Source organism: Corynebacterium argentoratense DSM 44202, from assembly GCF_000590555.1.
Taxonomy (GTDB): Bacteria; Actinomycetota; Actinomycetes; order Mycobacteriales; family Mycobacteriaceae; genus Corynebacterium; species Corynebacterium argentoratense.
This window is the reverse complement of the sequence record NC_022198.1, coordinates 1,133,209-1,148,565: the sequence shown is the minus strand read 5'-3', so window position 1 is coordinate 1,148,565 and position 15,357 is coordinate 1,133,209. Positions and strand designations below refer to the sequence as shown.

General features: G+C 57.2%; 13 protein-coding genes and 2 pseudogenes. 6 read left to right on the top strand and 9 right to left on the bottom strand.

Annotated features, from left to right (window positions below; translation table 11 throughout):
* Nucleotides 1–16 precede the first annotated feature (16 nt).
* The gene (locus CARG_RS05500; RefSeq protein WP_020976411.1) at nucleotides 17–1,033 is read right to left on the bottom strand and encodes a hydrogen peroxide-inducible genes activator; all 1,017 of its coding nucleotides are present in this window, start codon (nucleotides 1,031–1,033) and stop codon (nucleotides 17–19) included.
* 119 nt (nucleotides 1,034–1,152) lie between these two features.
* Between CARG_RS05500 and CARG_RS05495 the strand changes: the two genes are divergently transcribed.
* Nucleotides 1,153–1,749 carry a peroxiredoxin gene (locus CARG_RS05495; protein ID WP_020976410.1) on the top strand — a complete coding sequence of 199 codons (597 nt, stop codon included), beginning with the start codon at nucleotides 1,153–1,155 and terminating at the stop codon, nucleotides 1,747–1,749.
* Nucleotides 1,750–2,274 carry a carboxymuconolactone decarboxylase family protein gene (locus CARG_RS05490; protein WP_020976409.1) on the top strand — a complete coding sequence of 175 codons (525 nt, stop codon included), beginning with the start codon at nucleotides 1,750–1,752 and terminating at the stop codon, nucleotides 2,272–2,274.
* 158 nt (nucleotides 2,275–2,432) lie between these two features.
* Here the strand turns inward: CARG_RS05490 and CARG_RS05485 are convergent, their stop codons facing one another.
* The gene (locus CARG_RS05485) at nucleotides 2,433–5,051 is read right to left on the bottom strand and encodes a DEAD/DEAH box helicase (protein ID WP_020976408.1); all 2,619 of its coding nucleotides are present in this window, start codon (nucleotides 5,049–5,051) and stop codon (nucleotides 2,433–2,435) included.
* Complete coding sequence (locus CARG_RS05480) at nucleotides 5,044–6,006, bottom strand: PAC2 family protein (RefSeq protein ID WP_020976407.1); 963 nt, start codon at nucleotides 6,004–6,006, stop codon at nucleotides 5,044–5,046. Before CARG_RS05480 ends, CARG_RS05485 begins: the two co-directional genes overlap by 8 nt.
* Nucleotides 6,007–6,183: 177 nt before the next feature.
* Here CARG_RS05480 and CARG_RS05475 point away from each other — a divergent pair, with 177 nt between their 5' ends.
* Nucleotides 6,184–7,434 carry a DUF4192 domain-containing protein gene (locus CARG_RS05475; RefSeq protein ID WP_020976406.1) on the top strand — a complete coding sequence of 417 codons (1,251 nt, stop codon included), beginning with the start codon at nucleotides 6,184–6,186 and terminating at the stop codon, nucleotides 7,432–7,434.
* Here the strand turns inward: CARG_RS05475 and galE are convergent.
* The 6 genes from galE to CARG_RS05445 form a co-directional block, all read right to left on the bottom strand.
* Entirely contained in the window at nucleotides 7,413–8,399 is a 987-nt protein-coding gene (gene galE, locus CARG_RS05470; protein ID WP_020976405.1) for a UDP-glucose 4-epimerase GalE, read from the bottom strand. The two genes, CARG_RS05475 and galE, sit on opposite strands and share 22 nt — an antisense overlap.
* Before the next feature lie 30 nt (nucleotides 8,400–8,429).
* Entirely contained in the window at nucleotides 8,430–9,113 is a 684-nt protein-coding gene (locus CARG_RS05465; RefSeq protein WP_020976404.1) for a metal-dependent transcriptional regulator, read from the bottom strand.
* Between the two features lie 169 nt (nucleotides 9,114–9,282).
* Entirely contained in the window at nucleotides 9,283–10,305 is a 1,023-nt protein-coding gene (locus tag CARG_RS05460) for a sigma-70 family RNA polymerase sigma factor (RefSeq protein WP_020976403.1), read from the bottom strand.
* Between the two features lie 120 nt (nucleotides 10,306–10,425).
* Nucleotides 10,426–10,863 carry a D-aminoacyl-tRNA deacylase gene (gene dtd, locus CARG_RS05455; protein ID WP_020976402.1) on the bottom strand — a complete coding sequence of 146 codons (438 nt, stop codon included), beginning with the start codon at nucleotides 10,861–10,863 and terminating at the stop codon, nucleotides 10,426–10,428.
* A gap of 35 nt (nucleotides 10,864–10,898) precedes the next feature.
* Entirely contained in the window at nucleotides 10,899–12,611 is a 1,713-nt protein-coding gene (locus CARG_RS05450; protein WP_020976401.1) for a DUF7782 domain-containing protein, read from the bottom strand.
* A gap of 25 nt (nucleotides 12,612–12,636) precedes the next feature.
* A complete protein-coding gene (locus CARG_RS05445; RefSeq protein ID WP_020976400.1) occupies nucleotides 12,637–13,194 on the bottom strand; it encodes a DUF3099 domain-containing protein in 558 nt (185 codons plus the stop codon).
* A gap of 70 nt (nucleotides 13,195–13,264) precedes the next feature.
* Here CARG_RS05445 and CARG_RS05440 point away from each other — a divergent pair, with 70 nt between their 5' ends.
* From CARG_RS05440 to CARG_RS10740, 3 genes and pseudogenes are all read left to right on the top strand, one after another.
* Nucleotides 13,265–13,501 (top strand): DUF3039 domain-containing protein, encoded by a 237-nt coding sequence (locus CARG_RS05440; RefSeq protein ID WP_020976399.1) that lies wholly within the window; start codon nucleotides 13,265–13,267, stop codon nucleotides 13,499–13,501.
* A pseudogene (locus CARG_RS05435) lies at nucleotides 13,501–14,962 on the top strand (DEAD/DEAH box helicase); the annotation flags it as partial. The gene CARG_RS05440 and the pseudogene CARG_RS05435, both read left to right, overlap by 1 nt.
* A gap of 89 nt (nucleotides 14,963–15,051) precedes the next feature.
* A pseudogene (locus tag CARG_RS10740) lies at nucleotides 15,052–15,243 on the top strand (ATP-dependent helicase); the annotation flags it as partial.
* Nucleotides 15,244–15,357: the final 114 nt, after the last annotated feature.

Here is a 15,357-nt window from a genome sequence, read left to right as displayed (position 1 = left end):
TGTAATTAAGTTGTAATTAAAGAGACTCGTGGTAGGCGCGCGTCAGGATGTCTCCGAGAGTGGCGAAGTGTTTGCCGCGAGCCGAAGAGTTTCTGTACACCAGCCCAATGGTTCGCTGGGCACTAACCTCTGGGGCAAACTGGGCTACAGCCAGACCCGGGCGCGAGGCCTCTGATTGTCGGGCGGACAAGGGGATCATGGAAATGCCTAGGCCACCGGCGACGCATTGCATGATTGTCGGCAAGCTGGCAGCTCTCGTGGCGGATGCTGTAATCGACGCGGTAGTGGGGCCCGTGTCGTCTGCTGCTTGCTCGCTCAAATCCTGCGATGGGAGCTGCGTGCTGCTGTGTTGGCTATCAGAGGCTTGAGCTAAAGACGCGTGGGTGCTGCACAGCGACACCACCTGATCGCGCAGACAGTGGCCGTCGTCTAGCAAAAGCAGCTCACTTCCGTCGAGATCCTCAATGGTTACTGACGATGCGCCGGCAAGAGGGTGCGTGTCAGGAGTGACCACTAAAAAGGGCTCTTCGTAGAGCTTAAGGGCTGACAATCTGGCGTAAGGGCCGGGTAGAGCGACCACCGCGACGTCAAGCTGTCCATCCCGCAAAGCTGCTATCAAAGCATCGGTCTTATCCTCGATAATCCTCGGCTCCAAGGCAGGAAGATCCTGACGGGCAATAGTTAAGAACTGGGGTAGGAGATAGGGGGCGATGGTGGGGATAACCCCAATGCGCAATGGACCGCCGAGGTCGTCGTCAACTACCAGTGCTTGGGTAAGAAAATCGTCTGCAGCCTCCAAGGTTGCCTGAGCAAAGGGGAGCAACTCCACCCCTGCGGGGGTGACGATAACCCGCCGTGTTGAGCGCTCGATGAGCTGCACTCCAAGCCCTTTTTCAAGGGAGGCGAGGGCCTGCGAAAGAGAAGGCTGCGAGATACCTAGAGCTTGTGCGGCTGTTCCGAAGTGTTTTTTCTCAGCGATCGTGACGAAAGTGCGCAGCTGGGCAAGCGTCGGGCGGTAGTCTTTATTAGTCATTCTTATCACTATATAACACACCCGAAACAAAGACCTCTTGACGATTTGGCTATTCCAAGGCATAGTGGAAGGCGTCCTAAAAAACAATCGACTCGAAACATCGAGTGAGGAGATTTTCCATGGCATTGCTAACCATCGGCGATAAGTTCCCAGAGTTCACTCTCACCGCACTCAAGGGCGGCGACCTCCACAACATTGAGGCTTCCCAGCCCGAAGACTACTTCGAGACCGTCACCAACACCTCTTACCCCGGTAAGTGGCTCGTCGTGTTCTTCTACCCGAAGGACTTCACCTTCGTCTGCCCCACTGAGATTGCTGCATTCGGCAAGCTCAACGAGGACTTCGAAGACCGCGACACCCAGGTTCTCGGTGGCTCCATCGATAACGAGTTCTGCCACTTCAACTGGCGTGCAACCCACCCCGAGCTCAAGGAAGTTCCCTTCCCGATGTTCGCGGATGTTAAGCACGACCTGATCAAGGCTCTCGGTGTCGAAAACGCTGACGGCGTTGCTGACCGTGCGACCTTCATCATCGATCCCGACGGCATCATCCAGTTCGTTTCCGTTACCCCCGACGCTGTCGGCCGCAACGTTGACGAAGTTCTCCGCGTTCTTGACGCTCTTCAGTCCGAAGAGGTCTGCGCTTGCAACTGGCAGAAGAACGACCCCACCAAGAACATCAACAAGATGGAGCAGCTGCAGGAGGGCCTGAAGTAAATGTCGATCGATAACCTCAAGAGCGGTCTGCCCGAGTACGCTAAGGACCTCAAGCTCAACCTGGGCACCCTCGCACGCAGCACCGAGCTGAGCGAACAGCAGCTGTGGGGCACCTTCGTCGCCACCGCCGCGGCTACCCGCAACGACGCTGTCTTCTCCGAGATCGCTGACGAAGCCAAGGAGCACCTCTCCGACGAAGCTTTCAACGCAGCCCTTGGTGCAGCCACCATCATGGCTATGAACAACGTGGCTTACCGCGCCAAGGAGTTCCTCGGTAGCGACTACACGCCCGTCAAGATGGGTCTGCGCATGAACATCATCGCTAACCCGGGTGTGGAAAAGGCTGACTTCGAGCTGTGGGCTCTGGCAGTATCCACCATCAACGGTTGCGAAAACTGCACCGCTGCCCACGACAAAACCGTTCGTGGCGAAGGCCTCACCAAGGAACAGGTATTCGAGGCAGTCAAGATTGCCGCCACCATGCAGGGTGTTGCTCAGGCAGTGCAGATCGAAGAAGCACGCTAAGCCACAAGCCCCCTGAGCTGTAGCGGTTCGATCGCTCGCAGCTAGGCGAAAGCTCCTGGTTACAGTCACTAAAGACGTAGCCAGGGGCTTTAACTATTGCTACTCACCCTTTACTGCACAACACTGCACCACACCCGGCCACACCGCCGGGACCTGCGTCAGTAGTCAATTCGTAGCGCACGCAGTCGAACTTCTCCGGCGCTATCGCTGGCATCAAGATCGACTAGGCCAACAAAAGAGAACGCGCAGTCGTCTTCGGGATCCTTCACAACCTGGCGGACCAACCACAAGCGCGAACCTTCGGGCGCGGGGGCGTTCAGCAGCTCCCTGAGTTCCGCGTCGTCAGGATGTTTATTGAGCATGAAGTATTGGGGGCCACGAGCCTCTGGCCCAACGTCGAGGTCAGCGTAATCATCAAAGTATGCGTCTAAGGCAGCGCCGAAATCAGGAATCGTAGCGCCGATATCTCGCAGGTAGTCTACGCTATTGGCGAGCTCGTCTTCTTTCTCGAAGGCGAAAAGTTGAACAATTCGGAACATAAAGTTTCGGATCATGATCCCGAAAGCCCGCGGGTTAGCAGATAGGGCGTTGGGATCCTTCACTCCAAAAGCAAGCTCCTGCTGCAGCGCTTCTTCGCTAATTGGGGCGTCGGGATCAGCCATGAGTGCCCACTCGTCGACGAGGGAAGAATCGACTTGGCGGATGAGCTCCCCAAGCCATTCGATAACGTCATCCAATTCCTCCGTGTAGGCCTCCGTGGGAACAGAGTGCTTCAGTGTTCGCCACGCATCGGTGAGGTAGCGCAGCACCACGCCTTCTGACCGAGCCAAGCCATAGGTGGCGACAAGGTCGGAAAACGTCATCGACTTTTCAATCATGTCACGCACGACTGACTTGGGGGAGATACTGAACTCCCTAGCCCACGGATGCCCCTCGCAATAGGTGGTGTAAGCCTGTTCCAGCAATTCCTCGAGCGGTTTCGGCCAGGTGATCTCTTCCAAGATAGTCATCCGCTCGGTGTAATCAACGCCCTCTGCTTTCAGCGCGGCTAGCTCTTCTGACCGTTCGGCTTTCTGCTGGGCGATGAGAACCTGCCGTGGATCGTCCAAAATAGACTCAAACACACTAATGACGTCGCGGGTGTAGCTGTCTGCTTCTTTGTCTAACAGCTCCAATGCTGCCAGGGCGAAGGGGGCGAGTGGTTGGTTTAAGGCAAAATCTGGTTGCAGGTCTTCGGTTAGTTCGTAGCGTCGGCCGGTGGGGTCCGGGGTGTCAAGCCGCGTTGCTACTCCGGCGGCAACGAGTCCACGCAAAAGCTCGATGGTGGTTTGAATGTCCCTGTTTTGTTGGGTGCGCGTGTTGTGGTTGCCGCGCAGCAGGCGCTTCATATGCTCGTAACCGTCACCGGGTCGGGTCAAAACGTTGATGAGCATCGAGGTGGATACCTTGAATTGGCTCGTCAGTTGTTCTGGTTCCGCAGTGGTGAGACGCTCGTAGGTCTTTTCGGTCCAAGCGACCTCGCCGGGACGGGCAGATTTCTTACGGAGCTTTTTTAGCTTCTTGGGGTCTTGCCCTGCCCTCGCACGCAAGCGATAGTTTTCTATTTCATGTTCGGGGGCTTCAATGATGACAGTCCCGGCGGTGTCGTAACCGGCGCGGCCAGCGCGGCCCGCTATCTGGTGAAACTCTCGAGACTTCAGGAGGCGCTGTTTGGTTCCATCGAATTTCGCCAAACCGGTTAACAGCACGGTCCGGATGGGCACGTTGATTCCAACGCCTAGGGTGTCGGTGCCGCAGATAACCTTTAGGAGGCCCTGCTGTGAAAGCTTCTCGACGAGACGGCGATACTTGGGCAGCATCCCCGCGTGGTGGACTCCGATGCCTTTCCGCAGAAGTTTGGACAGAGTCTTGCCAAAGGTACTGCTGAAACTGAAGGCCCCGATTGCTTCTACAATTGCTTCTTTTTCTTCTGGTGTAACGATCGTCAATGACGTCAGCGATTGGGCACGCTCGATAGCATCACGTTGGGAAAAATGGACGACGTAAATGGGAGCCTTGCCGTCTTTAAGGAGGTTGTCGATGGTTTCGTGGACAGGGGTGTACACGTAGTGGAAATCAAGAGGCACAGGCCGGGTGGTACCACTGATCATGCTTGTGGTGCGACCAGTGCGGCGCTGTAGGTCTTCTTCCAGCCACGAGGTGTCGCCGAGGGTTGCCGACATCAGCACGAACTGAGCTTTGTCTAGCTCCAAAAGGGGAACCTGCCAGGCCCAACCACGGTCTGGTTCTGAGTAATAGTGGAATTCGTCCATCACCACCTGATCGATACGCGCCCGGTTGCCTTCTCGGAGGGCGATGTTGGCCACGATTTCAGCAGTCGCGCAGATGATCGATGCGCCGGCGTTTACGCTTGCATCTCCTGTCATCATGCCAACATTTTCAGGGCCGAAATATTCACAGAGGCTGAAGAATTTTTCGCTAACGAGCGCTTTGATGGGTGCGGTGTAGAAAGAGCGCTGGCCGCGGGCTAGTGCGAAAAAGTGAGCGGCGATAGCCACCATTGATTTGCCGGATCCTGTGGGGGTGGCAACGATGACGTTGTCGCCTGCGAGCGCAGCCAGCGCGGCCTCTTCCTGGGCAGGGTAGAGGGTGATGTTCTTCGACCGCGTCCAGGCGGTGAAACTATCCCAAATTGCTTCGTCGATGAGGGACTCAGGCACATCATCGAGGTCGGGGAGCAGGGAGGTCAGGCTGCGGATCTCGCGCGGGTTAGTCATCAGGTTCTGTGTCTTCCTGTGGTGGAAGGTCGGTGCTGTCTTCCGGAAGATAATCCTCCAGGTAGTTTTCGAAGGCAGCTGCTATGTCGTCGCCACTGGGGAGATCCTCGGGGTTCGCTGGCAGACCTCCCTCAATTTGAGCAGCTTGTTTCCGTTCGTTGTAGCGACTCATCTCTTCGTCATATTGCTGCTCTAATGCGGCCACCACGTGCTGTACTTCGGGTGTCGTGTCAGTGTGCTCGGCAAGCTGAATGCTGGCTTTTTCGACGTCTTGTTCAATCGTTCCAAGTGGTAGCGTCAACTGGGCGCTGCGCTCGAGAGCTTGCAGAAGGCTCAGGGTTGCTTGCGGGTAGTCGGCGTTGGCGACGTAATGGGGTACATGTGCTGTCAGCCCAGTGACAGTGTGATTATTGGTGCTGAGGGTGTGCTCGATGTGCAACTGGGCGGCGCCGGGGAGGGAAATTTTGGCGTCCAGCGTGTAGTAATCCTTCAGTAATGCTGGTTCGTTTCCGTGGGCGGTGATGACCAGTGGGCGCGTGTGGGGCACAGCCATCGGCGCGGAGTAGAGGCAGATCGTTTGCTTGATGTCGAAGTCTTTGACGAGTTTGAGCACTGAGTCGCTGAAGGCTTCCCATCGCATGTCCGGCTCGGGGCCGCTGAGTAGGAGGAAGGGGCGATTGTTGATGTCGCGGAGGAGGTCGACGCCAATGTCCATGGGGTCGATGTCGACAACCTGGTTGGCATCGATGAATGCGGTGGGGCGACGGGACCGGTAGTCGATGAGTTCGTCGTTGTGAAAAGTCGCGAGTTTGGTGTGTTCGAGGGCGTCGAGTAGGTGCGTCGAGGATGCGTAGATGGCGTTACCTGCGTCCGCATACCCGTGCAGTGCGACGATGAGCGTGGGATCGCCTGGCCCGTCGTGGACATCTGGTGCTGGGTATTCGAGCTCGTACATAGTGCCTTTACTCTACCTGGTTGTGCTGGGTTTCCGTGGTGGCGCCTCCTGGGGGGGAAGCCCTTGCTGCGGTGTGCGGGCGTAGCCGAACCATTGTAGACGGCCCCGGTAGAAGATAAAAGCGCGTTGCGATTGTTCTGTGGATAATTCGCTGCGATGCGCTGTTTTATCCACAGGATGTTGTTGCTGCTGGTGCATGCAGGCTGCACTTTTGATAATGGCGCTATGGAAAATGCACAGTTTTATAAAAGTTCAGCGCAGGGTGATCCTTCAGCTGCGACAATGCCGCTGATCAGCGACAGCTTTGACCCCTACGAGTTCATCTCTAGTGTCCCTTCCTTGCTTGGTTTCTACCCGGCTGAGTCGGTGGTGCTTGCAGGTTTTGTTGAATCATCGCCTACCGGGCACTCGGATGGGTACGGTGGAACCGCCTCTACCGCAGTGCTTGGGCCCGTGGGTCGGGTAGACATTGATGACGCCGCGGGTTTGCGGGAGATTGCCGAAGCTTTTAGCAGCCAGCCGTGCATCCTCGTCCTAGCCGTGGTGGTAAGCGAGTTCGGGGACAGTGAGGGTGCCAGAGCCGTTGAGGCCTTGGAGGGACTGTATGGTGTGCCGATCGCGCTGGCGTGGACGATTGAGCGCATCGAGCCCGGGCAGACGTATCGCTTGTTACATATGAATCGCAACCTGGCTGTGCGACAAACACCTGCGCAATGGCGGGGCGGGTGTTTGGGCGGCACCCTGCACACCAAGGCGTTGCATCGTTATGCTGCGGCTGGGGTGGTTCCGGAGCTCAGTCGGGAAGATCTTTATGCTTCCTTCGAACCGGAAGCTGCCGCCATTGTGCCGCCGGTGTTGGAACATGAGCAGCGGTTGGACAGACTTGAGGCAGATTTTGCTACGGGTAGGGATCTTGATGCGGTGTTGTCTGCGTCGAGCCCGAGGGAGCTTGTGCCTGATGTGGCGCGGGAGTTTCACGAAGCAGTCAATGGCCTCGATGGGCTAGCGCAAACCGAAGCTCGCCTAAGCGGAACGCACTGCCAGGCGTATTGGAATTCATGGGAACGCCTGTGGAAACTGTGCGCGTCGGATCATTCGCGTGATTTGGTGTTCTACGAGCTGTTTTGCGAATGGGGTGATGACGTCGCGGACCCTGTGTCGGATGCACCCTACCGCGACGCGCTACTGGCACTGAGCCGCATAGCGCGAGGCTCGGCGCGCAGCAACGCGTTGTGCGTGTTCGCTGTTGTGTGCATTCATGACGGCTTGGTTCCGCTTGCCACAGCGGCGCTGCGCGTCGCGTATGACAACCACCCTGAACATACCCTCAGCAGGCTAATGCTGGCAGCGTTGAATCAGGGCAAGAGTAAAGAACTCATGGACACACTACGCAGGGGAGTGGCGTCCTATGTTGAAGCCCCAGAGTAGTCACTCCAGAAAGCCCACGCGTCTTCGACGATAGTTCGCAGTGACGTCCGGGAGGGGGACCAGCCAAGTTCCTTAATGGCGCGTTCGGAAGATGCCACGAGGACTGCGGGGTCACCTGGACGCCGATCTGCGATACGTGCGGGGATGGGAAGGCCGGTGACTTCTCGACACATATCAACGACTTCTTTGACGGAGTAGCCACGCCCGGAGCCAAGGTTAAAAATGCGGTGAACGCCCGCAGTATTACTTAGGCATGCGAGGAGGTGCGCATCTGCGAGATCGCGAATGTGAATGTAGTCGCGTACTGCAGTGCCATCTTCGGTAGGCCAATCGTCGCCGAAAATGGCGATTTCTTCGCGGTCACCCGACGCCACCTGAAGCACGAGCGGAATTAGGTGGGTTTCTACTTCGCGGTGTTCACCGATGGTGCCATAGTCTGAATCAACGTAGGCGCCGGCGACATTGAAGTAGCGCAGGCTGGTGGCGCCCAGGCCGTAGGCCGATGCATAGCTGGTGATAATGTAGTCAATCGCGAGCTTAGTTGCGCCGTAGGGGTTGGTGGGCTGGGTGGGTAGATCCTCTGTGATCGGAACAACCTCGGGTTCGCCATAGGTGGCGGCGGTTGAAGAAAACACTAGGTTGTTGACGCCGTGTGCGCGCATGGAGTCAAGCAGCTTGAGGGTGACGACAACATTGTCGTTCCAATAGGTGGCGGGTTCGTCCATGGACTCGCCAACCAGCGAGCGGGCCGCGAAATGCATGACGGCATCGAAGTTGGAAGTGCCTAATACATCGTCAATGACGTCTTCTAAACGACCTTCAACCAGTGCTGCATCTGGGCACACAGCGTCACGATTGCCCGTGCTGAAGTCGTCGATGATGGTGACGTCATGCCCTTGTTCACATAAAACAGCGGCGCAGGTACTACCAACGTAGCCTGCGCCGCCTGTAACCAAAATCCTCATGGCATTACTATGCCATGAAAATGATCGCGACTAGTCAACGAAGTCCACGCGAATAGCGTGGGAGAGGTCTTCATCAAGATCGATGGTGGCCACGTCGGTCGTGACACGGACCAGACCGCGTGCGTACAGCACGTCAACCTCGGCGCCTACTGTGATACCAGCGTTGGTGAGTTCGCGATACTGCTCATCATCAACCTGGAGGATCTCGTTGAGCTGGACGATACGGACACGGAAGTCCTGGCCATCAGGAAGGTCGTTGAGACGGATGCCGGGCGATGCTTCTTCCACATCATCGTGGGTGAGCTCCGACAATCCCGGAATCGGGTTGCCGAAGGGGGAGCGGTCGTAGGAGGGAAGAACCTCAACGAGGCGACGCTCCACCTCATCGCTCATGACGTGCTCCCAGCGGCAGGCTTCGTCGTGAACCTTTGCGATGTCAAGCCCAATGATGTCGGTGAGCAGACGCTCAGCCAGACGGTGCTTACGCATCACGGCGGTAGCTAGGCGGCGACCATCGGTGGTCATCTTAAGGCTGCGGTCACCGGCGACGATAACCAAGCCATCACGCTCCATACGTGCAACGGTCTGGCTCACCGTGGGGCCGGATTGCTCGAGACGCTCGGCAATTCGAGCACGAAGCGGAGTGATGCCTTCCTCTTCGAGTTCGTAAATAGTGCGCAAGTACATCTCTGTTGTATCGACGAGATCCTTCACGGTGACCTAAACCTTCCTTAACTGTAGAGCTGGGGCTTCGCTAGAGTGGCGCAGCGCTATTAAATAGTAAGACTACCTACAATAGCCGGGTGCTGCTCGGAATACTACACCGCTAGCGTGGCGCATCCGGGCATTGCCTATGCTTAACATACCCTAACCTGGGTTTTTTTTAAAAAGCGTAGGCACGTAAGCGGTCAGCACGCTCGCCATCGCGGAGCTTCGCCATCACTTCGCGCTCAATTTGTCGGACGCGCTCCCTGGATAGTCCGTACCGGCGACCAATCTGGTCGAGGGTGCGTGGAACTCCATCATCGAGTCCGTAGCGCATGATGATGACGTCTTGTTCGCGCTGCTCAAGGGAATCGATGACCGCCCGAATATCCGAGTGGCGGAGGGAAGCGACCACCGCAGATTCAGCATCCGCTGCATCTGAGTCCTCGATGAAATCTCCAAGCGGTGCTTCTTCATCAGCGCCAACAGGCATGTCCAAGCTCACTGGATCTCGCGATTGACGAAGTAACAGTTCGATCTTTGACTCGTCGATACCTGATTCTTCGGCGAGTTCTTCGTTGGTCGCTTCGCGGCCCAAGTGCTGATACATTTCGCGACGAATACGTGACAGCTTGTTGACTTGCTCAACCAAGTGCACGGGCAGGCGGATGGTTCGAGACTGGTCAGCCATCCCGCGCGTAATAGCTTGACGGATCCACCAGGTGGCATAGGTAGAGAACTTAAAGCCCTTGGTGTAATCAAATTTTTCCATGGCCCTGATCAAACCCAGGTTGCCTTCTTGGATGAGATCCAGCAAAGGCATCCCACGGCCGGTGTAGCGTTTGGCCAGCGACACGACCAAACGTAGGTTAGCTTCGAGCAGGTGGGTGCGCGCCGCACGGCCTTGTTTTGCGATGATGTTGAGATCACGACGCTTAGCCCGCGTGAGGGGCTTGTCACCGGGATTGTTCAGAAGATGTTCGGCATAGAGGCCGACCTCGATGGTTCGGGCGAGCTCAACCTCGTCCTCTGCGCTCAGTAGTGCTGTTTTGCCGATCCCGTTTAAGTAGACGCGGACGAGATCCGCAGAGGGATTGTCATTGGTATGGCCGCGCCGACTGCCTCGGTCAACCTCTTCGGTCCCGTCCACAGCGGGTAGGGACTCGGTATCGCTGGCGGTCTGCGTTGCTACGGCTGACATAGTGCCTCCAATGCGTCAGTAGTGCGGGATGCGTGATGCTCCTACCCCCTCCAACGCGACGCGGGTGAAAAAAGTTCCCGGAGTGTCCGTTTGAAGGGAAAGCGGTGCCCCCACGGTGCACTAATCAGCCTCGACGAGGACAGTAAAGGGCCCTTCGTTGACACTGGATACGCTCATCATCGCTCCGAAGCGTCCTTGTTCGACATGGATTCCTCTCTCACGCAACCCCTGAGCAATCCTTTCGATGACCGGCTCGGCAACGTCGCCTGGGGCGGCATCCGACCACGCAGGACGACGGCCTTTAGCCGTGCGCCCGTGAAGAGTGAACTGGCTAACCAACAACACTGGCGCGCCCGCATCTTCAACGCTTCGTTCCCCGTCAAGAATGCGGAGTTCAGCGATTTTACGAACCATTGTTTCCCAGGCCTGGTCGGAATCCTCCCGCCCAACACCAACAAGGGCGAGTAGTCCGCCAGTGTCTGGGCATGAGATAGAGCCGACAACCTCACCGTCGACCGTCACCGAAGCCTCACTGACTCGGATAAGAACAGCTTTCACAACAACCCACCTAAAAACTTCCTAAAAAACGTCCGCTAACGACAGCCGTGCGTTGTGTCAGCCACGAGCTGCTCAGGGATGACCAGGCCGTGACGCACCAGCTCTACGATCGACCCAGCAACAAAACGACGGAACTGTTGTTCATCTTCGCCCAACGCGGGCTGTTCTCCAGACTGCAAGGCCGTCGACAAGACATACAAGTCAATAACTTCACCCAAGCACAATCCGTCCGGTCGCAACCCGGCAATAATCGTGGCTAAAGCGGGGTCGATGTCGTGGCTAAACAGCACACCATCCAAGCGCGACAAACGAGTGACCGTATGCTCGAAACCACCCTGCGCATCCGGGGCAACCTGGGAAACAACATCAAGCGCAGCCGCAGGAGAAACTGCAAAACGCGAAGCCAACACCTCCTCCTCGGAAACGTTTAACGCCCAGTCATTCAGCGCAAAGAAGCCCTCAACCTCAACACCAATAGGGTCGGTATGAGGCTGAGAAATACGCTCAGCGACAACATAATCCTGCTGATCTGGCCCATTGCGACGCACAGCGATATAGCCAAACCCGATCGACGCGACGTCATGATCCTTAAAGTGCTTCAACCAACGGCGCGTACGCTCAATGGCCTCGGGGCTACGCGGATCGACACCCTCGTCAGCAGTCCACGTAGCCACATACTCCGCCGCGCTCACATGATCACGTTCAATCACCCACGCACTACAGCCCTCGGGAACCCACGCAGATACGCGTGCCGCATCCCCAACCCACGCCCCCATCAACACAGCTATCCCACCCAATTCCAAAAACTCAGGCACCGTGCGCACCAACATCTCAGTGGCCTGATCGAGGTTCATCCCAGAATCACGGTAGACGTGGCCGACTTCGGGAAGGCCCACCACAAACGGCGGATTAGCGATAATGCGCTCAAAACGCTCACCCGCAGCCACAGGCTCTAGCCAACTGCCCTGGCGCAAATCAACATCCTCATCCAACCCAGCCGCAGCCAGAGTGGCACGAGCAAAATCCAAAGCCCGCGGATGAATATCCGTTCCCACCAGGCGCGGAGGCTTCCCGTCCGCAGAAGCCGCATGACGCACTGCCTGAACCAACAACTGAATACCCCCACCCGTCCCCACATCAAGAATGGAAGAAACAGAAGAATCAGGCACCGCCTGCGCTAAAGACAATGACGCCGCGCCAATCCCCAACACATGATCCGAACCGGGCACATGCGCAACAAAAGAGGCATCGACATCGGAAAACACCAACGGCCCCTCCGCCAACGGCCGTGCATCAAAAGCACAATAAGAAGGCACAGCCCCCTGGTCGGAGGAAGAATTCGCCCCATCCCAGGACCAGGCCCCCTGCGAAGGCTCAATGATCAAGCCACCGTGGAGCAAATCCTCATACACATGTGGTCCACAGTTCCCATCCATCCACCCACGGAGCCGCGGATCCGGAACATGAAGCAACAAAGAACGGACCAGAATATCCAACGCGCTCTCGCCGTCGCAGGCGGCAATCGCGACGCCGGGGTTACCAGCCATAACAGCCGAATAAGCGCCAGGAATACGACTATCGAGGAAATCCGCCAACCCCGCAGTCGAATAGCCCTCAGCGATCAAAGCCTCACTCAAGACACGAGCATGCGTAACAAGAGGGCCCAGATCATGAGGAGGCTGATACCCCGGCCCCGGGCACGGAGAAGAAGTCGAAGAAATATGAGTGTGCTCGCTGGGTGCAACCATATGAGACACCTTAAAGCATGAACGACTAAGAACCAGCCTCGAGTCCACCGTCATCGTCATGATCAATAATGATTGCTTCGTCGTCCCCCGCGGCGTCATCACCATTGCACACTGAAGCCGATGCATCCTGCGTGCCACCGGCCTGGACAGAGGTTCCCAACACACCCATGGCGCGCGAGCCCGAATCCACGGCAAGGCCCCCTTGGCAGGCCTCCCGCGCCACCTGAGGCTTGTATACCTTCGGTGCACGCGAATCCTGCGGTTCGCCAGCTCCATTGGCAATCACCACCGCAATCCACGGCAAAGGAACAGACACCACAAACAAAACGGCGGACAACCACACGCTATGAAGAACAAGATAAGTCAAGGCGGACAACAGCAGGAAAGGAATGCGCAAACCCTGCAAAATGTTGTACACACGCTTGCGATGCAACCAGTTGTCGTAAGGGGAGCGGCGGGCATCAGTAATGAGCTCGACATCCTTCGAATGAAACAATCGACTCCACACAGACACAGCAACAACCTCCCAGGGACATTCACCATTGGGTGCAACACGCGGGAAGCGCCCTGGCGCCACGCGCACAACTCCACCATAAACCACCCGCAGATCTCGTATTGTTGAGGACCCCGGCCAAGTGCGGCATTATGGTCACGTGAGCACAGGAACCCAGACCATCGAACGTCCGGACGTCCGCGAAGAACTAGAACAGGACAGCGACACCCCAAAGTTCTTCCACTACGTCAAACGCAACCAGATCGTTGACTCCGCAATCAGCGGAAACATGGTTCAAGCGCTATGCGGCGAAACCTTCCCCGTCACCAAACAGGCCCGCCCAGGTTCGCCCGTGTGCCCCGAATGTGAAGAAATCTACAAGAGTCTGCGCAAATAGTGGGTAGTCAACTTCGTGCTTGGCAGCGCGCGGCGCTCACCAAGTACCTGATCAACAAACCCAAGGACTTTCTCGCGGTCGCCACCCCCGGTGCGGGCAAAACGACTTTCGCCCTGCGCGTCGCAACAGAATTGACAGGCAACCGCACCGTCGATCGAGTCATCGTGGTCGTGCCGACCGAGCACCTTAAAGTGCAATGGGCTGAGTCCGCGCAGCGTGCCGGGCTTGCCCTGGATCCCCATTTTTCGAACTCGGGCGGTGTTATCAACCCCCAGTACGACGGAATTGTGGTTACTTACGCACAGGTGGCGATGCATCCGTTCAAGCACTACCAGCTTGCAACGGCCAAGCGCACGCTGGTGATTCTGGACGAGATTCACCACGGTGGCGACGCAAAAAGCTGGGGCGATGGAATCCGCCAAGCCTACTGTGATGCGGAGCGACGCCTTGCCCTCACAGGTACCCCTTTCCGCTCTGACGATTCCGCCATTCCCTTTGTGCGCTACGAGGAAGACGGCGATGGCCATTTAAAGTCATCTGCTGACCACACCTATGGTTATGCTGACGCCTTGGCTGACGGGGTGGTGCGCCCTGTCGTATTCCTTGCCTATTCTGGAGAAGCCCGTTGGCGTGACAGTGCGGGGGAGGAATACAGCGCCCGCCTTGGAGAGCCTCTCAATGCTGAACAGACTGCCCGCGCGTGGAAAACCGCACTCGATCCAAAAGGTGACTGGATCCCGGCCGTCCTTGGGGCCGCACATACTCGGCTTAAACAATTGCGCACCAACATGCCTGATGCGGGGGGCCTAGTGATCGCTACGGACAAAACGACGGCCCGGGCCTACGCCAAAATTCTTCAGGGTTTGAGCTCGACTCGGGTGTCGGTGATTTTGTCCGATGATCCCACAGCGTCAGCACGTATCGAAGAGTTTTCTCACAATACTGACGAGTGGATGGTCGCTGTCCGCATGGTGAGTGAAGGCGTTGACGTCCCGAGGCTCGCCGTGGGCGTGTACGCCACTTCAGCTAGTACGCCTCTGTTTTTCGCGCAGGCGATTGGTCGTTTCGTTCGATCGCGCATGCCGGGAGAAACAGCCTCGGTATTCCTCCCTAGCGTTCCAGTTTTGCTGGACCTAGCAGCGAAAATGGAAACCTCACGTGACCACGTGTTGGGTAAACCCGACCGGGTGAAGGAAGGCTGGGATGACGAGCTACTGCAGCAGGCTAACCAGAAGAAAGACGAACCGGATGCGCTGATCAAGCCCTACGAGGCACTTGGTGCGGAAGCTGAGCTTGATTCGTTGATCTATGACGGCTCGACCTATGGAACTGCAACCATCGCAGGCTCCGATGAGGAGGCTGATTATCTTGGCCTACCGGGACTGCTCGATGCAGAGCAGATGCGTCAGCTGCTTCGGCAACGGCAGGCTGAGCAATTGGATGCGCGTGAACGAGAGGCTGGAGCAGGGGAGGATGCGGCTTCAGCTTGCTCCGGCACTGCCAGTGGCACTTCAGGCCCCGGCAGTGCCGGAGCACAGGCTGCGGAACAACGCGTTGCGAGCCAAGAGATCCCGCAGTTGCGCAAAGAACTCAATGCACTGGTTGCTATCACTTCGCAACGCACAGGCAGGCCGCACGGAGCTATCCATACCGAAGCACGCCAGGCCTGCGGTGGTCCGCCGACTGCTTTGGCTACAGCAGAGCAGCTTAGAGACCGCATCGCATATTTGCGGCGTTGGTAGCCGCTAGCCCGAGTATGGGGCATGTGAGATAAGGCGCTGGGGCCAGCACGTCACCTGACGTGCTGGCCCCAACGCCTTATGCAGATAAAACCAGAAGCCTTTACACGGCGGAGG